Genomic DNA, 21,628 nt, shown 5'->3' on the forward strand with positions numbered 1-21,628 from the left:
TGAGAACCCTCAGCTGCCGCAAGTCTCTCTTGGCTTGCGGCCGCCATCATAGCTGCGGACAAGGCCGGCGAGCAGCAGGCCGTCTGCCACGCTATGACCGTCCGACAGGATGACATCGGCAACGATGCGACCGAAATATTTATCACCGGCAATTCGCGTCAGCTGGATGGTGGGTGATTGCGCGGCCATGCTTTCGAGGGATTGTCGGGCATCCTGCCCCGCTGCTCGCACCGCTTCGCATTTCGATTTAAGTTCAGGTGCGTCTATGCCGCGAATGCGGACATAGACTTCCATTTTCTGCTGCGGCCATGGCTGGGCTTCGACCAGCAGAGTGTCTCCATCGATGACCCGGAGAATTTCCGCAGAGACCGGGCCGGAGATTTCGTCGCGTGCCTGCGCCCCGGCCACGAAGACCGACAGAATGACTGCGATGGAAAATAGCACCCTGATCATGAAAGGAATAAATTCCGATCATGATTCGAAGTCAATAGGAATTTTATCTTATGTCCCGGACCACGATCTAGAAGTCGATGGCGCGGCCGTTGATTTCCCAGTCGCCGAAGCGGGCTGGATCCGCGCCGCCGCGGCCGCCGAATTCTTCCGGCATATTGGCCTTAGCCTCTGCCTGGCGGCGTTCTTCCGCTTCCTTCAGCGCGCGCTGTGCCGCGGGTGAAAGCGGCTTTTTCGCTGCACCATCCTCAGAGATGTTTTCCATGTTGTCGTTGTCCGCGCTTTGCATGTCCCGCATCACCGCAAGGTTTATTGAAAAATCAGGTCGAATTGACCACATGATAGGGCGTTCATAACCGCTAGAAAACCCTTGGGCGATTATTCGTATCGCGTAAGGGACGAAATCGGCAACGGAGAGATGACGATGAATGTGATGCGCACCGCCATGCTTCTGGCCTTCATGACCGCCCTGTTCATGGGGATCGGGTTTCTGATCGGCGGCAAGGGCGGCATGATGATCGCATTGGTGATCGCAGCCGGCATGAACCTGTTTTCCTATTGGAATTCCGACAAGATGGTGCTGCGCGCCTATCACGCTCAAGAGGTGGACGAGCGCACGGCTCCGGAATTCTACCGGATGATCCGCGATCTTTCGGCCAATGCAGGCCTGCCAATGCCGAAGGTTTATATCTACGACAATCCGCAACCGAATGCCTTTGCGACGGGCCGTAATCCGGAAAACTCTGCCGTCGCGGCCTCGACCGGGCTTTTGCAGCGCCTGACGCATGAGGAAGTCGCTGGTGTCATGGCGCATGAGCTGGCGCATGTGCAGAACCGCGACACGCTGATCATGACGATTACCGCAACGCTGGCAGGTGCGATTTCCATGCTCGGCAATTTTGCGTTCCTGTTCAGTGGCAATCGCGAGAACAACAACAACCCGTTCGGGTTCATCGGCGTGCTCGTTGCGATGATCGTGGCACCCTTCGCTGCCATGCTGGTGCAGATGGCGATCAGCCGTACGCGCGAATATTCAGCCGACCGTCGTGGTGCAGAAATCTGCGGTAACCCGATGTGGCTTGCTTCCGCGCTTGCCAAGATTGCCGGTTCCGCGCATTCGATCCCGAATTACGAGGCTGAGCGCAATCCGGCGACGGCGCATATGTTCATTATCAATCCGCTTTCCGGCGAGCGCATGGACAATCTGTTCTCGACGCACCCGAATACCGAAAACCGCATCGCTGCGCTTCAGCAAATGGCGAACGAGTCTCGCGGTGGTGGGTCGACGGGATCGTTTTCGGCTGGTAGACCCCAGCGCACCGCGCGCTCCGTGCCGAATTCAGGTGCAAGCAATCCCTGGGGCCGCGGATCGAATGAACCGCGCAAAGGTCCCTGGTCTTGAACGAGCCAAAAAACAAGAAACCGCACAAAAACTCGCCCAGGAAGCCGGCACCTGATCGTACAGGTTCCGAGCCGAGAAAACCCGGGTTCGAAGTTCGGGCGACGGCCGCGAAGCTGCTTGCAGCCGCCGTCGATCGCAAGACGTCGCTCGATGGCATGCTGGACCTGACCCATGGCAATCCCGCCTACAAGGCACTGAACGATGCCGACCGGGCGCTGACACGCGCCATCCTGACCACTGCGCTTCGCCACCTGCCGCGGCTTGAAGCGGCCATTGCCTCGATGATCGAAACGCCGCTGCCGGAAGGCGCGCGTGCACTCCAGCATGTTCTGGTGGTTGCCGCCGCGCAGATCCTGCATCTGGATGTGCCGTCCCATGCCGCAGTCGATCTTGCTGTCGAACAGGCCAATCGCGATCCGCGCAATCGCCGTTTCGCCAAACTCGTCAATGCCGTTTTGCGTCGGCTGGCGCGCGAAAAGGACGAGGTTCTGGCGGCAACCGCTTCCATTTCGCCGGTGCCGGACTGGTTCCGTGCACGGCTCGTGAGCGCCTATGGCGAAGCGGAAGCAACCCGGATTGCCGAGGCGCAGCTTACGCCGCCGGCTATCGACCTGACGGTCAAGCGTGATCCGCAGGCATGGGCGGAAAAGCTCGGGGCAAGGGTCCTGCCGACCGGCAGTATCCGTCTTGGAGAATTCGAAGGATCGGTGACCGCGCTCGAAGGTTTCGACCAAGGCGATTGGTGGGTTCAGGACGCTGCAGCCAGCATTCCGGCAAAGCTGTTCGGGGATCTGAAGGGCAAGTGTGTGGCGGATCTCTGCGCGGCGCCAGGCGGCAAGACTGCCCAGCTGATTGCAGCCGGTGCAGTGGTAACGGCCGTCGAACAATCATCCAACCGTCTCGCGCGGTTGAAGGAAAACCTTGGCCGTCTCGGCATGAGTGCCGAGCTGGTGGGAGGGGACCTGTTCAAATATTCGCCTGAAGAAAAGCTCGACGGCATTCTTCTCGATGCGCCCTGCTCGTCCACTGGCACGACGCGCCGGCATCCGGACGTGCTCTGGACCAAGGGCATGCAGGATATCGAAAAGCTAGCGGCGCTTCAGGAAAAGATGCTGCGACATGCGGTGACTCTGGTGAAAAGCGGCGGCATGATTGTCTTTTCGAACTGCTCGCTGGATCCGCTGGAGGGCGAAGAGCTGATCGAACGGGTTCTGGCCGATACTCCGTCCGTGAAGCGGGTGCCGGTCGACCCAGTGAACTGGCCTGGGCTTGAAAACGCAATCACGGCTCAGGGCGATTTCAGGACGACGCCGGCGATGATCCCGCCTTCGGATGGTTTTGCCGGCGGCATGGATGGTTTCTTTGCCAGCGTGTTGCGTGTCGAGTAAGGTTTTATTCACCATACCGGCAGCATACTTGCCATCCATCTAAAATTGATTCAGCTGATCTAGCGACAACCATTCCGGCGGAGAAACCAGAGTGACCATGCGGCTCGCCGATCGCCGAAGGCTTCTGGCTTCCGGTATGAAGGAAATGCGGCGGCGTTTGCGCCTCCGCATAGCGCCTTATCGCGTCGCCTTGTCTGCTCCGCTGACATCGGTTCCCGAACGCCTGATCGTTGCCCCGACCGACCTGCGTCCGGTCGATCCCTTCATTGCGCATGAAATTCTCGAGGGGCGCTTTCCGCTGGCGGGGCGGGTGCTCGAGACGCTGGGGGATTCTCCTTTCGAGCTTGAACTGCCTTCACGCGCTTTTGCCGAGCGTCTGCACGGTTTCGGCTGGCTTCGACATATCAGGGCAGACCGGACGGAAGCGGGTTGCGCTCACGCGCGGCATATTGTGTCGGACTGGATCAACATCCATGGCCGTAGGCGCCGTGGCATCGCTTGGGAGCCGAATGTCGTGGCGACCCGGGTGATTGCCTGGCTGTCCCATTCGACGATCATTCTGCATGCGGCTGAAGCGGGTTTCTACCGGCGGTTCATGAAGAACCTCGCCTACCAGATCAGTTATCTGAGAAAGATCGCCGGCAGCTGCCCGGATGCCGAAAGCCGGCTCAGGGTCAGGACTGCGCTCGCGATGGCATCCCTATCCGTACCGAAGCGCGTCACGGGGATAAAACGGGAGGCAATGCTTCTCGACCGAGAACTCGACCGTCAGATCCTCGCCGATGGCGGGCATGTTTCGCGTAATCCGCGCGCGATCCTCGATATCCTGCTCGACCTTTTGCCGCTGAGGCAGACCTATATCAATCTCGGCCATGATGTGCCCCAGAAGCTCATTCCGGCGATCGACCGCATGTATCCGGCCTTGCGTTTCTTCCGCCACCAGGATGGCGATCTCGCATTGTTCAACGGTGCCGGTTCGACTTCGGCCAGCGAGCTGATGTCGGTATTGCGTTACGACGAATCCGCCGGGAAGCCATTCAAGGCTTTGCCGCAGATGAATTATCATCGGCTCAGCGCCGACAATACGATTATCATCGCAGACACCGGATGCCCGAGTTCGATCGCGGCATCGAGGGGCGCGCATGCGGGTTGCCTCTCGTTCGAAATGTCGTCTGGCCGCAATCGCTTCATCGTCAATTCCGGCTCGCCGAAATTCGCCAATCGCTTTTACAAGCATCTTGCCCGGTCAACTGCAGCCCACTCGACCGTCATCATCGAAGAAAGATCGTCCAGCCGGGTGATCAATTCGTCCTTTGCCGGCTCTATCCTGCTACCTGGCGTTTCGAAGATCGATGTCGAGCGCTGGGACGACAAGCACGGCAATGACTGGCTGCGCGCACGGCATGACGGCTATGTCGAAAGCTTCGGCTACACTCATGAGCGCGAGATCGCGCTCAGCGCTGCGGGCGACAAGATCAAGGGATGCGACCGGCTGATACCCGAAGAGGGACAAGGCAAGGATAGCCTGACGGCAATCGTGCGTTTTCATATCCATCCGGCGATCAATCTGTTCCGCAGGGATGGCGAAAGCATCGTTCTGGGCGCTCCCGACGGTGAGACCTGGATTTTTGCGGTACCGGGCCTGCATGTGCTGATCGATGAGGACGTCTTCTTCGCCGATGTTTCCGGCATAAGGCCAAGCCAGCAATTGGCGATCGAGGTGCCGGTTCAGGGGCTTCGGGAGATCCGCTGGATGCTCAGACGGAGCGAATAGGCGTTTCTTCTTTGCGCCAGCTGTGCTAACCGCGGCCCATCCCCTTCCCGCCCCTCTGTGGCAAGCTCTTTCAGGAGAGACCGATGGCCGTTGCTTCCAAAAAAATCCCCGCCCCTGACCGCGTGAAAATCCGCACCGCTCTGCTTTCCGTGTCTGACAAGGCCGGCATCATCGAGTTGGCGAAGGCGCTTACCGAACAGGGCGTCAGGTTGCTGTCGACCGGCGGTACGCACAAGGCAATCGCTGCAGCCGGGCTTGCCGTCACCGATGTTTCCGAAGTCACGGGCTTTCCGGAAATCATGGACGGCCGCGTGAAGACGCTGCATCCGAGTGTTCATGGCGGACTGCTGTCGATCCGTGACGATGAAGAACATGTCGCGGCGATGAAGCAGCATGGGATCGAGGGCATCGATCTTGCCGTCATCAATCTCTACCCGTTCGAGGAAGTGCGTGCCACCGGCGGCGACTATCCGACGACGGTCGAAAACATCGATATCGGTGGCCCGGCGATGATCCGTGCCTCGGCCAAGAACCATGCTTATGTTGCGATCGTTACCGATCCGGCCGACTATGCGCCATTGATCGAAGCGCTGAAGGCCAATGGCGGCGAGACGGAATATGCCTTCCGCCAGAAGCTGGCCGCCAAGGCCTATGCGCGTACCGCGGCCTATGACACTGCGATTTCCAACTGGTTTGCTGAAGAGCTCGAAATCGAGACGCCGGCTTACCGGACGATCGGCGGTGTGCTGAAGGAAGCCATGCGTTACGGCGAAAACCCGCATCAGAGCGCCGGTTTCTACGTGACCGGCGAGAACCGTCCCGGCGTTGCGACTGCCACGCTGCTGCAGGGCAAACAGCTTTCGTATAACAACATTAACGATACGGACGGCGCCTTCGAGCTGATCGGCGAGTTTTCGGCCGATCAGGGGCCGGCCTGCGCGATCATCAAGCATGCCAATCCGTGTGGTGTTGCCACTGGCTCGACGCTGAAGGACGCCTATCTGCGGGCACTGGCCTGCGACAGCACCTCTGCCTTCGGCGGCATCATCGCGCTCAACCAGCTTCTCGATGGCGAGACGGCGGAAGAGATCGTCAAGCTGTTCACCGAAGTCATCATCGCGCCGGAAGTTTCCGAAGAGGCAAAGGCGATCATTGCCAAAAAGCCGAACCTGCGCCTGCTCGTGACAGGCGGCCTGCCTGACCCGCGTTCGCGCGGCATTACCGCAAAGACGGTTGCCGGTGGCCTTCTGGTGCAGAGCCGCGACAGCGGCGTGATCGAGGATGTCGAGCTGAAGGTCGTGACCAAGCGTGCGCCGACAGCGACCGAGATGGAAGACCTGAAGTTCGCCTACAAGGTTGCCAAGCACGTCAAGTCGAACGCCATTGTCTATGCCAAGGAAGGCCAGACGGCGGGTATCGGCGCCGGCCAGATGAGCCGTATCGATTCCGCCCGTATCGCCGGCCTGAAGGCTGAGGATGCCGCCAAGGCCATGGGTTGGGCCGAGCCGATGACCAAGGGTTCGGCCGTTGCTTCGGAAGCCTTCTTCCCGTTTGCGGACGGCCTGCTTTCGGCGATTTCGGCTGGTGCAACCGCCGTCATCCAGCCGGGCGGCTCCATGCGCGATGCGGAAGTTATTGCAGCTGCCGACGAGCATAACGTCGCCATGGTCTTCACCGGCATGCGTCACTTCCGGCACTAAGTTTGCATTTACTTAGCCGGAGTCTCTCCGGCTTTGTCGGCTGGGTATGGCGTTGCAATCAGCTGCGCTAGGCCGGTCACGAGGAAGATCAGCAGCGTTGCCATGCCGAGATGGGCCGAGCCCGTGGCATAGGTGACGATGGAAAAGGACAGGGTGGCGAGAAAGCTCGTCGCCCGTCCAGACAGCGCATATATGCCGAAATAGCGCCCGGTTTCATCAAGTTCGATCGACCGCGCCAGATAGGAGCGCGACGAGGCCTGTACCGGGCCGAAGGCAATGCCGATCAACAGGCCGAACAGGACATAAGCCTTTTCCGCCGCGGTGCCGAACCAGCCCTGGCTGTCTTCCAGCGACAACGGGATCCTCCCGAACAGCACACTGCCCGGATTGGTGGAGATGATGCCAAGCGTTGCTATGAGCAACAGGACGAGGCTGATCAGCACGACGGTCTTGGAGCCGAGCACCCTGTCCAGCGCACCTGCAGCCATGCAGCCGAAGATGGCGACGACGTTAAGGATGATGCCGTAAAGGCCGATCTCGATCGTCGCCCAACCGAACATGCCGGCGGCGAAAACGCCGCCGAGGATGAGCAGGCCGTTGACGCCATCCTGATAGAGCATGCGGGCGATCAGGAAGCGGGTGATGCCCCGACGCCGACGCAACTCTCCAAGCGTGCCGCGCAGCTCTGCCAAGCCGGAGCGGACGGCGGCTGCCAGGGGTAGGCCCTTTTTCGCATCAGGTGTGAAGAGGAACATCGGCAGAATGAAAACAAGATACCAGATCGCTGCAATCGGGCCGGTGATGCGGGCATCCTCGCCGAGCGCCGGATCAAGGCCGAGAAGCGGGGGGATGCCGATCAGCGTCAGGCCGGTTTCGGGATTTGCGGCAAGCAGCGTCACGACGGCGATCAGCACGATCATGCCACCGAGATAGCCGAGACCCCAGGCGATGTTGGAAATCCTGCCGACCTCATCCCTGGAGACGAGGCGCGGCATCATGGAATCGTTGAAGACGATGGAGAATTCCGCCGCGATCGAGGCGAAGACCATCAGGGTGATCGGCAGGATCAGCGGGGAGCCGGGTGCGGCGAACCACAACATCAGCAGACACGCGATCTTCACGGCGGCAAAGCTTGCGATCCACGGCTTGCGCGCACCGGACTGATCGGCGATCGAACCGAGAACCGGCGACAGGATGGCGATGACGATCGAGGAGACCGTCGCCATGTTGCTCCATGCCGTCTGGGCCGAGATCGGGTCGTCGGTCAGACGCGCGACGAAATAGGGGCCGAAGATGAAGGTCGTGACAACGGTGAAGAAGGGTTGCGCCGCCCAGTCGAACAGCATCCAGCCCCATATACCGCGCCGGCTCGTTTTCGCCGGCGCTTTATCGATGTCGTGACCTCCCATCCAGTCCCTCGCGCTGGAGTACTTCCGCCTTTCTTTGAAAAGCGAAATTACTCTATCTCTTTATTTCACCGCAATTCCGGACGCAAAACCGGTTTCCACTTTTGCTGGAATTGCTCTATGCCAGACGACCGTGCGCGAGGTCTCCAAGCAGGCCGGCCGCGACGGAGATCTTGGGCAAGGTCAGGTCGCCGCTATCGCTGAGTGCCATCAGTTCAGCTCCTATACGGTTCACACGCACGCGGTCGGCGGCAATCCAGGCCTGAACCGGCTTCTTGTCCTTCCGGTGTTCCGTGAGCGCCGTGATGACGATGTCACACCGTGCGGAGGCAAGCTGTTGCAGACCGCGCGACAGCGCAAGGCTCTCGTAATGGTCCGACGTGCTGATCCTTTCACCGGCAACGATCAGACGGTTGACACGGAAGGTCTTGGTGACGCCGAAATAGCTTTCGGCGGCGCGCGCCATGCTCTCGCCGGTTCGGTCGGCAATCAGCATGATTTCCGGAGCGATGACGAGGGCCGACAGCGTGCGGATCTCGGCGATCAGGCTTGCAGGAGCGCCCTGAGCCTCGAGTTCGGCTGCAAGCGGCGCCGTTTCGGCAATCACTTCCTCGGTCATTGCGCCATGCAGGCCCTTGATCGCAGCCTTGAGCCTTGCAACGGCCTCGGTCAGCGGTGAAGCGCTGATCTGCGTTTGTAGGGCGAGATAGGTGCCGATGGTGATGATGCGGTTGATCTGCGCATGCAGATCGTTCTGAACCGATCCGGGGATGCGATTGTCCAGCGCATCGACCTCGGCCCAGAGGCGGGGCAGGTCGAAGCCGTCACGGATCAGGAAGATCGCCTTGACGACATTCGCTGCGGTTGCGCCGGTCATGTCGCTCATCATCTGGATGAAGCCGGGACCGCCGCGGTTGACCGCTTCGTTTGCAAGCGCGGTTGCGACGATTTCGCGATGCAGGCGATGGTTTGCGATATCGCCGGCATAGGGTTTCTGCATCTTGGCCGGGAAATAGGCCTTGAGGATCGCCGCAAAATACGGGTCGTCCGGAATGACGCTTTCGAGAAGCGCATCGAAGAGTACGATCTTCGAATAGGATAGCAGAACGCCGATTTCCGGGCGGGAGAGCGGCTTGCCTGCCGCATAACGCTCGGCCAGTTCCGCATCGTCCGGCAGGGTCTCGACCTTGCGGTTGAGCTTGCCCTGCCCTTCCAGCACGGACATCAGGCGGGAGAGCTGTTCGCGGTTGCCGATGCCCCTGCGTTCGATCAGCGAGATCGACAGTGGCTGGAGATAGTTGTTGCGGAGAACCAGTTCCGCCACTTCGTCCGTCATCGAGGCCAGAAGCTTGTTGCGCTTGTCACGCGGTAGGCGACCGTCCTGCATGGCCGCATTGAGTGCGATCTTGATATTGACCTCGACGTCGGAGGAGTTGACGCCGGCGGAATTGTCGATCGCATCGGAGTTGCATCGTCCGCCAGCGAGCGAATAGGCAATGCGGCCCTTCTGGGTGACACCGAGATTGGCGCCCTCGCCGATCACCTTAGCGCGCACTTCTCCAGCGGTGACGCGGATGGGGTCGTTGGCGCGATCGCCGACCTCCGTATCCGTCTCGGCGGCTGCGCGGATATAGGTGCCGATGCCGCCGAACCAGAGGAGATCGGCTTCGCTTTTAAGGATCGCCGTCATGATTTCGAACGGGGTGGCCGTGGTCTTGTCGAGCCCGATCGCCGCTGCCGCTTGCTTGGTCAGCTTTACCGACTTTTCTGAGCGGGAAATGATCATCGCGCCTTCGGACAGCGTGCTGCGATCATAATCCTGCCAGCTGGAGCGCGGCAGGGCGAACATTCGGCTGCGTTCCTTGAAGGATTTTTGGATATCCGGATCCGGGTCGATGAAGATATCGCGGTGATCGAAGGCTGCGATCAGGCGGATTTTTGGCGAGAGCAGCATGCCGTTGCCGAAGACGTCGCCGGACATGTCGCCGACGCCGATAACGTTGAACGGGGTCGTCTGGATATCGACATCCATTTCACGGAAGTGCCGCTTGACCGCTTCCCATGCGCCGCGGGCGGTAATGCCCATCTTCTTGTGATCGTAACCTGCCGATCCGCCGGAAGCGAATGCGTCATCGAGCCAGAAGCCGGCTTCCTGCGCCAGCCCGTTGGCAGTGTCGGAGAAGGTTGCAGTGCCCTTGTCGGCGGCGACAACGAAATAGGGGTCGTCGCCATCGATGCGGATCGTGTCCTTAGGTCCGACGATCTCGCCCTCGATGATGTTGTCGGTGATCGACAGAAGCGTGCGTATATAGGTCTTGTAGGCTTCCTTGCCGGCATTGAAGACGTCGTCACGCGAGCCACCGGCGGGCAGCATTTTCGGGAAGAAACCGCCCTTGGCGCCGACCGGCACGATAACGGCGTTCTTCACCTGCTGGGCCTTGACCAAGCCAAGCACTTCGGTCCGGTAATCCTCGCCACGATCCGACCAGCGCAGGCCGCCGCGAGCAACCTTGCCGAAGCGCAGGTGCACGCCTTCGACCTCGGTGCCGTAAGCGAACATTTCGCGGAAGGGGCGAGGCTGCGGCAGGCCGTCGAGAAGCTCGGGATCGAACTTGAAGGCCAGCATCCTTTTCGGCGCGCCGTTTTCATCACGCTGGAAATAGTTGGTGCGCAAAGTCGCATCGATGGCGTTGACGAAGCGCCGCAGCGTGCGGTCCTCGTCGAGGCTGGGCACGGCCGAAAGGCTGATCTCGATGGCGCCATGAAGCTGTATCAGCTTCTTCGTCCGCGCCTTTTCAGCAAGTTCCGGGTCGAAACTGGCCTGGAAAAGCTTGAAGATGGTCGCTGCCGCTTCGGGATATTTTACCAGCGTATCGGCGATATAGGTTTGGGAGTAGACGATGCCGGTTTGGCGCAGATAACGGGCATAGGCGCGCAGAACCGTGGTTTCGCGGGCCGAGAGGCCGGCAAGCAGAACAAGACGGTTGAAGCCGTCATTGTCGACCGATCCCTCGAATGCCAGAAGAAATGCCTCTTCCAGCAGTGGACCTTCCTGAGAAAGGTCGATCTCGCGTCCATCACGGAGCTGCAATTCCATGTCATGCAGGACTATCAGTTTAGCATCCGGACCGACGTGGATTTCGAAAGTCTGCTCGCTGACCACCCGGAAGCCGAGGTTTTCCAGAAGCGGCACCCGGCGCGACAGCGACAGGTGGTGGTCGCCGTGGAAGATCTTCAGCGAGACGCTGTTGGCTTCATCCGTCGGGCGCTTGTAGAACTCGATACGGATGGTTTCGCCGGAAGCGCAGGCGGCGATGTCCGGCAGGTCGGCAAAGGTTTCTTCCGGCGTGAAGGCTTCCTGGAACGCATTGGTCACGGAAAGCCGGGGACCGTGTTCGGCCAGGAGGGAGAACTGCTCTTCCCAAGGCGTGGAGATCAGGCGGATCGCCTCCTCAAGCTTTGCCTGGCTTATGCGGGGCGTCTTGCCGCCACGGCGTCCGATGATGAAGTGAACGCGCGCTACACCGCCTTCTGGGAAGGCGGGATAATAGGCCGATACGTGACCTTCAAAAACGCGCGCCAGATAGGCACCGACCTTTTCCCGGACCAGCGAATTATAGTCCTCACGCGGCACGTAAACGATCGTCGAGACGAAGCGGTCGAAATGGTCAATACGGGCGAGGGTGCGCACCCGCGGCCTTTCGCTCAATTCCATGATCTGTTCGCAGAATTTCGCCAGAAGATCGGTATCGATCTGGAAGAGATCGTCACGCGGATAGGATTCGAGCGTGTTTTCTAGCATACGGCCGGAATGGCTGTAGGGATCGAAACCGAAATGCCGGTCGATGTCATCGACCTTTTCGCGCAGCAACGGGATTTCACGGACAGAATGGGTATAGGCGGTCGCGGTGAACAGGCCGACAATCCGCAGCTCGCCGACGACATGACCGTTCTCGTCAAACCGCTTGACGCCGATATAGTCCATGTAGGCGCGTCGATGGACAACGGATTTTACATTCGCCTTGGTGACGATGAGGAATTGCGGTCCGTCGAGGAATTCGAGAATTTCCGGCGTGGTCGTGACCTGATCCTTGCCCTGGCGCAGGACCAGGACGTCCGGATCGGACAGAATGCCGAGACCCCTGCCCTTGCCGCGTTCCACGGTCGCCTTGGATCCCTTGCCGGAATAGACGTATTCGCGCATGCCGAGGAAGGTGAAATTGTCGTCCCGCAGCCAGTCGAGGAAGGCCAATGCCTCGTCGCGATTGGCACCCTTGCGTGGTTTGGCATTCAAGAGTTGCTTGGCCGCGCCATCCATGGTGTCGAGCATGGCGGACCAGTCGGTGATCGACAGATGCACCTGATCGAGGATGAAGCGGATGCGCTCGATCAGATGATTTGATTGCTCCTCGTTCAGTTGGGCGATATGCAGCTGGATGAGGCTGACCTGATGGGCCGGGTCGGTTGGCTCGTCATTGCTGCGCAGCACCGGCTCCTTGCCCGGCTCGATCGTGAGGATCGGATGCACTGCCATGGCAACGCCGCGATGGCTGGCCGTCACCTCGCCCATGACGGAATCGAACAGGAACGGCATGTTCCGGTCGATCACGGTCAAGACCCAGACGGCTATTCCGTCCGGTTCGACCCCCGGTATCTGAGTGACGGTGATATCGGCACGGACGCGGTTCCACGCCTTGACGCGAGCTGCGGCATGCGCTGCGGCGATCCCGAGCATTTCCGGGGTATAGCTTGCGAGATCGTCGTCGCTGGCGCGTCCGAACAGAATGGCTGGATCGAGAAAGTCCTTGCCGGCCTTGCTCGCGAATGACCGCGCCCCATCCATCTGCTTGCTGCGCTTGGGGCTATTCTTCCAGACCATGATCTCTCCCTTTTCTGGCTGAATGCTGCAGAGAACGGCGCGAATCCGTCCACATTGGAGCAGTTAGCACTGTTTTGCGCAGCAATCTTGACAGGATTTGGCAAAGAATTGTTGCCACGACAATAAAATCGATTTTTTCAGCATGTGATCATGAATATAGCCCTTCATCGCCGCACACCTCATAGGATATGCAAATAGGGCCAATCCAAAAGGCTATGAGGCCAAAGCGAAGGGGGAACCGGATTGCGCGTAACGGGCCGTTGATCTTGGTTCAAAGGCATAATATTCGTAGCCCTCATGACCTATTTTCCAGCCAAACTGCTTGCGGGCTACCGCAACTTCATGAGCGGACGCTACACCGACGAGCGCGAGCGTTACCGTGTTCTTGCCGAAAATGGGCAGAAGCCTCACACGCTGCTGATTGCCTGTTGTGACTCCCGTGCGGCACCGGAAACGATTTTCGACTGTGGTCCGGGTGAGCTTTTCGTGGTTCGCAACATTGCCAACATGGTGCCGCCGTATGAGCCGGACAGCCAGTTCCATGGCACTTCGGCCGCTCTTGAATATGCAATCCAGGTGTTGAAGATCCGCGATATCGTGGTCATGGGCCACGGCCGCTGCGGGGGCATTCAGGCCGCGTTGGATCCGACGCTCGAACCGCTTTCGCCGGGTGATTTCATCGGCAAGTGGATTGGCCTTGTCAGGCCCGCGGCCTCACAGATCCAAAGCAATGACCTGATGACGGCATCGGAGCGGCAGACGGCTCTTGAGCGGGTTTCGATCCGCAATTCGATCGCCAATCTTGCGAGTTTCCCGTTCATCAAGGCGCTGACGGAAAAGGGTGAACTGTCGGTTCACGGCGTCTGGTTCGATATATCGAGCGGAGAACTGTGGGTGATGAACCAGAAGGGCGATTTCATCCGCCCCGATCTGGAAATCGAGCAAGCGCCTGCCAAAGAGGATCAGGCGCCAGCTCCCTGACGCTTATTTGCCGTCGATCTCGGCGCCCATGTAAGCAATGGCGCGCTGATAAACGGTTGCGGCATTCCAGCCCTGGATGGCTACGAAGCTCGGCTGGCCGGGCTGGTAGCCAGCACCGGCGACCCAGCCGTGACCCTTGAGGAAGTTGGCGGTCGATGCAAGTGCGTCGGCACGCGAGCCGACCATGTCGATATGTCCGTCGCCATCGCCGTCTGCGCCGTAACGGATGACGTTGAGCGGAAGGAACTGGGTCTGGCCGATTTCGCCGTGTGCAGCGCCCTTGGCGCTGGTGCTCAGATCACCACGTGCGACAAGCTGCAGAGCGGCGTAGAGCTGTTCAGTGAAAAAGTCGGAACGACGGCAATCATAGGCCAGCGTCGCGACTGCAGACAACGTGTGCTGATTGCCCAGGAACCTGCCGAACCCCGTCTCCATGCCCCAGATTGCAATGATCGGGCCAGCCGGCACGCCGTAGCGGCGCTCAAGGCGATCGAAGAGCGAGGCATTGGCGGACTTCATCTTCTTGCCTTGCGAGATGATGGTCGTGGCACCGCGCTTCTTCAGAAACTCCTCGAAGGAAAGCTTAAAGCTTTTCTGGCCGCGATCGGCGCTGATTGTTGCGCGATTGTAGTTTACGTTCGCGAAGGCGCGCTCTACCACTGCCGGGCTTACGCCATTAGAGGGCGCAATGCGCTTGAAGTCCTGAACCCATCGATCGAAGCCGGATGAATCATTGCCGCATTGCTGCGCAGCGGCTGGGCCTGCGATCATGAGTGCGGTGAAGGCCAGTCCTGCGAGTAGAAGCTTGTTCATGCTTTAATCCGTGTTTGCCGTTCAGCGGCGGTGCATCCCTGCCCCACTATTCGTTGCAAATGTTCCGTGTTGCAAGCAAACACCAGCCGAATGCGCATGAATAGTTCGTGAGGACATTCTTACAAAAAGAAAACCCCGCCCAATGGCGGGATTTTCTATATCGATATGCTTAACAATTTCTGATTTTTCAGGCGGCAGCCTGGCGCGGCTTGATAAGGCCGCGATTGACCAGCAGCTCGGCGATCTGGATGGCGTTTAAGGCAGCGCCCTTGCGCAGGTTGTCCGAGACGACCCAGATGTTGAGGCCGTTCTCAACCGTTGCATCCTCGCGGATACGGGAGATATAGGTCGCGTCTTCACCGGCGGATTCGACCGGCGTGATGTAGCCGCCGTTCTCATGCTTGTCGATGACGAGGCAGCCCGGTGCTTCGCGCAGGATGTCACGCGCCTGATCGGCAGTGATCTCGTTTTCGAACTCGATGTTGACCGATTCGGAGTGGCCGATGAAGACCGGAACGCGGACCGCGGTGCAGGTCACCTTGATCTTCGGATCGAGCATCTTCTTGGTCTCGGCGAGAACCTTCCACTCTTCCTTCGTATATCCGTCTTCCATGAAGACATCGATATGCGGAATGACGTTGAAGGCGATGCGCTTGGTGAACTTCTTCGATTCGATCGGGTCTGCGACGAAGACGGCGCGCGTCTGGGTGAAGAGTTCGTCCATGCCTTCCTTGCCGGCACCGGAGACCGACTGGTAGGTGGAGACGACGACGCGCTTGATCTTGGCAAAATCATGCAGCGGCTTCAGTGCCACGACGAGCTGGGCAGTCGAGCAATTCGGGTTTGCGATGATGTTCTTCTTGGTGAAGCCAGAGACCGCATCCGGGTTTACTTCGGGAACGATGAGCGGCACTTCGGCATCATAACGCCATGCGGACGAGTTATCGATGACGACGCAGCCCTGCGCTCCGATCTTCGGCGACCACTTCTTGGAAACATCGCCGCCGGCGGACATCAGGCAGATGTCGGTCGTCGAAAAATCGTAGTTTTCCAGGTTGGAAACCTTGAGCGTCTTGTCGCCGAAGGAGACCTCGGTGCCCTGTGAACGGGCAGAAGCCAGCGCAACAACCTCAGAAGCCGGAAAGCCGCGTTCTGCCAGGATGTTCAGCATTTCCCGGCCGACATTGCCGGTAGCACCGGCGACTGCAATCTTGAAACCCATGTCTATGCTCTCTTTCTGTCTCTCCTCGGTCTTGTGAGGGGGAAGCCGAGCCATTTGGCACGGTATTCCTTGTCCCCGGCCTTACCGGGGAGAGAGCGGCGGCCAGAGACGTCAGACGGTTTTCGTCGTCGTTTTGGCCATGGTTTTGGAGAAAGCGAAAAAACGCTGTCCGGCTTGATCAGCCGGCAGGCAAGATGCAGCGATGTCAAAGTCGCAGGCGATCATTTGGGCGTTTTCCCGTTCGCGCATGTGTTTAGAACATTTTGGAATGGAGTCAAGCTGCGTGGAGCACCATGCGGCCTCGCGCGAAAGTCGTTTCTTTAGACGAAAGTCATAATCCCAAAGCATCACTCACCGGATGTCCTGATTTCTGTCAATCTGAGAACATCGCGTCACGGTTGTTTTGGCAAAGGAGGAAAGGCCAAAGCAGTTACCGTTGAGCGTGGTTTCACCTTGTTGGGAGGACGACAATGGCAAATGTCGCAACGGCGGCTGATAGCAGAACAAAGCCGATGACGCCCGAAGAGAGGAAGGTGATCATCGCCTCCTCGCTCGGTACCGTGTTCGAGTGGTACGATTTCTATCTTTACGGAACGCTGGCTGCGATTATCGGCAAGCAGTTCTTCTCGCAATTCCCACCGGCGACGCAGGCGATTTTCGCACTCCTGACATTTGCCGCAGGCTTCCTGGTCCGGCCGTTCGGCGCCCTGGTTTTCGGTCGTCTCGGTGACCTGGTTGGCCGAAAATACACATTTCTTCTCACCATCCTGATCATGGGCCTATCGACCTTCGCCGTCGGCCTTCTGCCGAGCTATGACCAGATCGGCGTCATTGCCCCCATCATTCTTGTCCTCCTGCGCATGGCTCAAGGCTTGGCACTCGGTGGTGAATATGGCGGCGCGGTCGTCTATGTTGCCGAGCATTCGCCGCGCAACAGGCGCGGTTTCTACACCGCCTGGATCCAGACCACGGCCACGTTGGGCCTGCTTCTGTCACTGTTCGTGATCGTGACCTTGCGCATGAATCTCGGTGAGGAGGCATTCCAGACGACGCAGCCGATCTTGTTCGGCCTTCAGGGCGGATGGCGCATTCCCTTCCTCCTGTCGATAATCCTGCTGATCATCTCGATCTACATTCGTCTGCAGATGCATGAATCACCGCTGTTCAAAAAGATGAAGGAAGAGGGTACCCAGTCGAAGGCGCCGCTGTCTGAAGCTTTCGGCACCTGGAGCAATGGTAAAATCGTGCTGATCGCGCTGTTCGGCCTGGTGATCGGTCAGGCGGTCGTCTGGTACACGGGCCAGTTCTACGCACTGTTCTTCCTGCAGACCGTATTGAAGGTCGACCTTCTCACCGCAAATGTGCTGATCGCCTGGGCGCTGATTATCGCTACCCCCTTCTTCCTGGTGTTCGGTTCGCTTTCTGATCGGATCGGACGCAAGCCGGTCATCCTGGCGGGCTGCATTCTTGCGGCAGCCACTTACTTCCCGCTGTTCGGCGCGCTGACAACGGCAGCCAATCCGACTTATTCCAACGCGATCGAGACGGTGAGGGCAGAGGTATCGGCTGATCCCGCTACTTGCGGCTCGCTGTTCGACCCGGTCGGGATTCGCACCTTCACGACGCCTTGCGACGTGATGCGCCGAACCATGTCGCAGCAGGCCTTTCGCTATACGCAGGTGAGCGCACCTGCCGGTTCGCCGGCTCAGCTCATCATCAACGGTGGTGCTCCGATCGTCTTTACAGATGCTCCGGCTTTCACTGCAGCACTCGGCCCGGCCATGGTGGCAGCCGGCTATCCGGCGGCCAATGACCCGGCCAAGGTCAAGGTCGATGGCTTCTTCTCTGCACTTGCCAACGGTCAATCGCTGAAAGTGATTGCCATCCTGACGGTCATGGTCATCTACGTGACCATCGTCTACGGCCCGATCGCTGCTGCACTTGTCGAGTTCTTCCCGACCCGCATCCGCTATACGGCCATGTCACTGCCTTACCACATTGGTAACGGCTGGTTCGGTGGCCTGCTGCCGGCCACCTCCTTTGCGATCGTCGCCTCTACCGGCGATATCTTCGCAGGTCTTTGGTATCCGGTTATCTTCGCGCTCTTGACGGTCGTTATCGGCGTCCTGTTCGTCCGCGAGAAACGGGACGTCGATCTCGCGAATTGAGGCCACCAGACAAAAAAAGGGCCCGGCACGATGTGCCGGGCCCTTTCCAGTTGTATTTCGCCCGTTCAGGCAGAAAGAGCCTGGAATTCCTTGAGAATGGCATCGCCCATTTCTGACGTACCGACCTGGCGGCAACCTTCCGCCATGATATCGCCGGTGCGGATACCCTTGTCGAGCACCGTGGCGATTGCCTTTTCGAGGTGATCGGCTTCCGCAATCATGTTGAACGAATAACGCAGGCACATGGCGAAGGAGGCGATCATCGCGATCGGGTTGGCGATTCCCTTTCCGGCGATGTCCGGTGCCGAACCGTGCACGGGTTCATACATGGCTTTGCGCTGGCCGGTCTTGGCATCCGCTGCACCAAGCGAGGCGGAAGGCAGCATGCCGAGCGAGCCGGTCAGCATGGCGGCCACATCCGACAGCATGTCGCCGAAGAGATTGTCAGTGACGATGACGTCAAACTGTTTTGGCGCGCGCACGAGCTGCATGCCGCCGGCATCGGCCAGCATATGCTCCAGCTTGACGTCCGAATAGGAGCGCTTGTGGGTTTCGGTCACGACCTGATTCCACAGAACGCCGGACTTCATGACATTGCGCTTTTCCATCGAGCAAACGGTATTCTTGCGCGTGCGGGCAAGCTCGAAGGCAACACCGGCGATACGTTCGATCTCGTAAGTGTCGTAAATCTGGGTGTCGATGCCGCGTTTCTGGCCGTTGCCGAGATCGATGATTTCTTTCGGCTCACCGAAATAAACGCCGCCGGTCAGCTCGCGAACGATGAGGATGTCGAGGCCTTCGACGAGTTCCGGCTTCAGCGATGAAGCGGAGGCCAGTGCCGGGTAGCAAATTGCCGGGCGCAGGTTGGCGAAAAGCTCCATATCCTTGCGCAGGCGCAGGAGGCCGGCTTCCGGACGAACTTCATAAGGAACCGCATCCCATTTCGGGCCACCGACGGCACCGAACAGAACGGCATCCGCCGCCATTGCCTTGGCCATGTCCTCTTCGGAAATAGCAACACCGTGTGCATCATAGGCGCTACCGCCGACAAGGCCTTCGTCGAGCGAGAAATCGGCCTTCATCGCATCATTCATATAGGCGATGATCTTGCGCACTTCGCCCATGGCTTCAGGGCCGATACCGTCACCGGGAAGAAGGAAGAGGTTCTTTGCCATTCGTCTGCTGTCCTTGCAGGTTCTGCAGGCTCACAATCCCTCACGCAGCATTGCTGCGCCTTGAAATCCCCTTATCCGAGCCTGCCGCAGGACAAGGGGCCTTATCCATTAGAGCCAAGGACGATCGCTGCGGTTCTTCGTCTCGAAGCTCGCGATTGCAGCATCGCTTTTCAGCGTCGAGGCAATGTCATCCAGTCCTTCAAGAAGGATCTGGCGACGACCGGCGTCGATATCGAAATGAAGACGGCCGCCATCCGGGCCGGTGATTTCCTGAGCTTCTAGATCGACTGTCAGGATGGCATTCGAGCCACGCTCTGCGTCATCCATCAGCTTTTCCAGATCTTCGGGGCTGACGACGATCGGCAGGATGCCGTTCTTGAAACAGTTATTGTAAAAAATGTCGGCGAAGCTGGTGGAGATCACGCAGCGGATGCCGAAATCCAGCAATGCCCAGGGAGCGTGTTCGCGTGAAGAGCCGCAGCCGAAATTATCGCCAGCAACGATGATCTTGGCATCTCGGTAGGCCGGCTTGTTCAAGACGAAATCGGGGTTCTCGGAACCGTCTTCGCGATAACGCGCTTCGGCGAACAGGCCCTTTCCGAGGCCGGTGCGCTTGATCGTCTTGAGATAGTCCTTCGGAATGATCATGTCGGTGTCGACATTGACAACCGGAAGGGGGGCGGCAACGCCCGTCAGCTTTTCGAATTTTTCCATGATCGGCCTCCACGAAGACTTTATAGCGCTGCCATAAAGTATTTTCGGGAGAATTTGAAGTCCGATTCAGTACCAATCGGTACGCCGCCTGATGGCGGTCGTGATCCGGCTGGTTTCAGGGCTTACATGTCGATGATGGTACCGCGACCGTCGTTCCAGACGCGCATGTCACTCTGCTTGTTCTTGGCGCGAACCGGCACGGGTTTCAGCTTGCTCGAAAGCATCTTTCCGATGGAAAGAATGGCAAGCGTTCCCATGAATGCAATCGTCAGCGATGCCGTCAAAAGAGCCGCTGCGGCGAGCAGGGCGATGGCCGTGATGATAATGAAAAAGGACCGAATGTTTTGCATGTCCAAACCTTTCTTCGTGTGAAAATGTGGGCCTTGTCATCCCGGCTTGCAAGAGGTTCGTCCGGGTTTGATTGCCGAGATCTCGAAATATTGGCAAAAGAAGGCGATGAAGTTCTTGAAAAATCATATTGCGCCGGTTCGCCGTTCGCTTCTCAGCGTTCCTGCCGACAACAAGCGTGCCTTGGAAAAAGCGCCGGGACTTGATTGCGACGGCGTGATTTACGACCTCGAAGATTCGGTTGCGTCCGAGAAAAAGGCGGAAGCGCGCGACAATCTTGCGAATGCCTTTTCGCAGCAGGCCTCGTCGCTTCAGGAGTGGATCATCCGCATCAATCCGCTCGAAAGCGGGTTCGGGGAGGACGATCTGAAACTGGTCGCACAGATCCTGCCGGACGCTGTTGCTCTTCCCAAGGTCGAACATATCGACGAAATCGCTGCGGTTGCCGATATGCTTGCCCGGTTTGCTCCGGAGAGAGCGATCGCCTTGTGGGCGATGATCGAGACGCCGAAAGGTGTTCTCAATGCAGCTTCGATTGCAGCGGCGGAAAACGGCCCTGAATGCCTTGTGGTCGGCTCGAATGACCTGCGCAAGGAGACCGGGGTTCCGGCGCAGCCGGGGCGGGCCTATCTGGTGCCATGGCTGATGCAGATCGTGCTTGCCGGCCGTGCTCATGGCGTCGATGTAATCGACAGCGTGTTCAACGATTTCAGGGACGATGCCGGATTTGCCGCCGAATGTGCGCAGGGCAGGGCAATGGGCTTTTCAGGAAAAATGCTCATTCATCCGGCGCAGGTCGATATTGCTAACCGTCATTTCGGACCGGACCCGCAATCCGTCGCTCAAGCAGAGGCGATCGTTTCGGCTTTCGAACGGCCGGAGGCACAAGGCCTCAACGTTATCAACCTTGATGGAAAAATGATCGAGCGCCTTCACTTCGAGGAGGCTAAGACACTTCTGGCGCAGGCCGCCATGATTTTTGCAAGAAAGAAGTCCCAATGAAACTTTATCGACTGCTGACTGCTCCGGACGATGCCTCATTCTGCCATAAGGTGACGGCCGCCCTGAACAAGGGATGGGAACTTTACGGTTCGCCGACCTATGCCTTCAACGCTGCAACCGGAATCATGCAGTGCGGTCAGGCGGTGACGAAGACCGTAGAGGGCAAGGATTATCATCCGGATATAAAGCTCGGCGAACAATAAGAT

The 21,628-nt window shown here is 58.8% G+C and carries 18 protein-coding genes; 8 read left to right on the plus strand and 10 right to left on the minus strand.

The genetic code is table 11. The annotated features are described in order from the left end of the window. Positions 1 to 9: 9 nt before the first annotated feature. Together MRBLMR1_RS28635 and MRBLMR1_RS28640 are read right to left on the minus strand one after the other, a co-directional pair. Positions 10 to 453, minus strand: coding sequence for a thermonuclease family protein (locus tag MRBLMR1_RS28635; protein WP_148143802.1), 444 nt, complete (start codon positions 451 to 453; stop codon positions 10 to 12). Between the two features lie 67 nt (positions 454 to 520). Then, on the minus strand, positions 521 to 739 hold the full coding sequence (locus MRBLMR1_RS28640) for a DUF1674 domain-containing protein (RefSeq protein ID WP_148143801.1): 219 nt from the start codon (positions 737 to 739) through the stop codon (positions 521 to 523). Positions 740 to 874: 135 nt separating this feature from the next. Here MRBLMR1_RS28640 and htpX point away from each other — a divergent pair, with 135 nt between their 5' ends. From htpX to purH, 4 genes are all read left to right on the plus strand, one after another. Continuing rightward, positions 875 to 1,852, plus strand: a complete 978-nt coding sequence (htpX, locus tag MRBLMR1_RS28645; protein WP_148143800.1) for a zinc metalloprotease HtpX — start codon at positions 875 to 877, stop codon at positions 1,850 to 1,852. Continuing rightward, on the plus strand, positions 1,843 to 3,240 hold the full coding sequence (locus MRBLMR1_RS28650; protein WP_500067076.1) for an RsmB/NOP family class I SAM-dependent RNA methyltransferase: 1,398 nt from the start codon (positions 1,843 to 1,845) through the stop codon (positions 3,238 to 3,240). The genes htpX and MRBLMR1_RS28650 overlap by 10 nt, the downstream gene beginning before the upstream one ends. Positions 3,241 to 3,337: 97 nt before the next feature. Next, positions 3,338 to 5,014: a heparinase II/III domain-containing protein gene (locus tag MRBLMR1_RS28655; protein WP_148143869.1), complete on the plus strand. Its 1,677-nt coding sequence runs from the start codon at positions 3,338 to 3,340 to the stop codon at positions 5,012 to 5,014. Positions 5,015 to 5,097: 83 nt separating this feature from the next. Continuing rightward, positions 5,098 to 6,714 (plus strand): bifunctional phosphoribosylaminoimidazolecarboxamide formyltransferase/IMP cyclohydrolase, encoded by a 1,617-nt coding sequence (purH, locus tag MRBLMR1_RS28660; protein ID WP_500067065.1) that lies wholly within the window; start codon positions 5,098 to 5,100, stop codon positions 6,712 to 6,714. Between the two features lie 8 nt (positions 6,715 to 6,722). Here the strand turns inward: purH and MRBLMR1_RS28665 are convergent, their stop codons facing one another. After that, on the minus strand, positions 6,723 to 8,123 hold the full coding sequence (locus tag MRBLMR1_RS28665; protein ID WP_148143797.1) for an MFS transporter: 1,401 nt from the start codon (positions 8,121 to 8,123) through the stop codon (positions 6,723 to 6,725). Between the two features lie 115 nt (positions 8,124 to 8,238). Further along, complete coding sequence (locus tag MRBLMR1_RS28670) at positions 8,239 to 12,999, minus strand: NAD-glutamate dehydrogenase (protein ID WP_183686860.1); 4,761 nt, start codon at positions 12,997 to 12,999, stop codon at positions 8,239 to 8,241. 297 nt (positions 13,000 to 13,296) lie between these two features. Between MRBLMR1_RS28670 and MRBLMR1_RS28675 the strand changes: the two genes are divergently transcribed. Further along, positions 13,297 to 13,980, plus strand: a complete 684-nt coding sequence (locus tag MRBLMR1_RS28675) for a carbonic anhydrase (protein WP_148143795.1) — start codon at positions 13,297 to 13,299, stop codon at positions 13,978 to 13,980. Between the two features lie 3 nt (positions 13,981 to 13,983). Here MRBLMR1_RS28675 and MRBLMR1_RS28680 read toward each other — a convergent pair whose 3' ends face one another. The 3 genes from MRBLMR1_RS28680 to MRBLMR1_RS28690 form a co-directional block, all read right to left on the minus strand. Continuing rightward, the gene (locus tag MRBLMR1_RS28680; protein ID WP_148143794.1) at positions 13,984 to 14,793 is read right to left on the minus strand and encodes a lytic murein transglycosylase; all 810 of its coding nucleotides are present in this window, start codon (positions 14,791 to 14,793) and stop codon (positions 13,984 to 13,986) included. 187 nt (positions 14,794 to 14,980) lie between these two features. Continuing rightward, positions 14,981 to 16,015 (minus strand): aspartate-semialdehyde dehydrogenase, encoded by a 1,035-nt coding sequence (locus MRBLMR1_RS28685; RefSeq protein WP_148143793.1) that lies wholly within the window; start codon positions 16,013 to 16,015, stop codon positions 14,981 to 14,983. A 111-nt stretch (positions 16,016 to 16,126) separates the two neighbouring features. Then, positions 16,127 to 16,366: a hypothetical protein gene (locus tag MRBLMR1_RS28690; protein ID WP_148143792.1), complete on the minus strand. Its 240-nt coding sequence runs from the start codon at positions 16,364 to 16,366 to the stop codon at positions 16,127 to 16,129. Positions 16,367 to 16,485: 119 nt separating this feature from the next. On the opposite strand from MRBLMR1_RS28690, the gene MRBLMR1_RS28695 reads away from it, so the two are divergent. Continuing rightward, positions 16,486 to 18,183: an MFS transporter gene (locus MRBLMR1_RS28695; protein ID WP_183686862.1), complete on the plus strand. Its 1,698-nt coding sequence runs from the start codon at positions 16,486 to 16,488 to the stop codon at positions 18,181 to 18,183. 65 nt (positions 18,184 to 18,248) lie between these two features. On the opposite strand, the gene leuB is transcribed toward MRBLMR1_RS28695, so the two are convergent. The 3 genes from leuB to MRBLMR1_RS28710 form a co-directional block, all read right to left on the minus strand. Next, on the minus strand, positions 18,249 to 19,358 hold the full coding sequence (gene leuB, locus MRBLMR1_RS28700) for a 3-isopropylmalate dehydrogenase (RefSeq protein ID WP_183686864.1): 1,110 nt from the start codon (positions 19,356 to 19,358) through the stop codon (positions 18,249 to 18,251). 108 nt (positions 19,359 to 19,466) lie between these two features. Then, entirely contained in the window at positions 19,467 to 20,072 is a 606-nt protein-coding gene (gene leuD, locus MRBLMR1_RS28705; protein WP_148143790.1) for a 3-isopropylmalate dehydratase small subunit, read from the minus strand. A gap of 122 nt (positions 20,073 to 20,194) precedes the next feature. After that, a complete protein-coding gene (locus MRBLMR1_RS28710) occupies positions 20,195 to 20,422 on the minus strand; it encodes a hypothetical protein (RefSeq protein WP_148143789.1) in 228 nt (75 codons plus the stop codon). Positions 20,423 to 20,528: 106 nt separating this feature from the next. Between MRBLMR1_RS28710 and MRBLMR1_RS28715 the strand changes: the two genes are divergently transcribed. Both MRBLMR1_RS28715 and MRBLMR1_RS28720 read left to right on the plus strand, forming a co-directional pair. Continuing rightward, positions 20,529 to 21,422 carry an HpcH/HpaI aldolase/citrate lyase family protein gene (locus tag MRBLMR1_RS28715; protein ID WP_183686867.1) on the plus strand — a complete coding sequence of 298 codons (894 nt, stop codon included), beginning with the start codon at positions 20,529 to 20,531 and terminating at the stop codon, positions 21,420 to 21,422. Then, positions 21,419 to 21,625 carry a DUF1737 domain-containing protein gene (locus MRBLMR1_RS28720; protein ID WP_148143787.1) on the plus strand — a complete coding sequence of 69 codons (207 nt, stop codon included), beginning with the start codon at positions 21,419 to 21,421 and terminating at the stop codon, positions 21,623 to 21,625. Before MRBLMR1_RS28715 ends, MRBLMR1_RS28720 begins: the two co-directional genes overlap by 4 nt. Positions 21,626 to 21,628: the final 3 nt, after the last annotated feature.

The organism is Neorhizobium sp. LMR1-1-1.1 (assembly GCF_040675795.1).
In the GTDB taxonomy this organism is placed as follows: domain Bacteria; phylum Pseudomonadota; class Alphaproteobacteria; order Rhizobiales; family Rhizobiaceae; genus Neorhizobium; species Neorhizobium cellulosilyticum.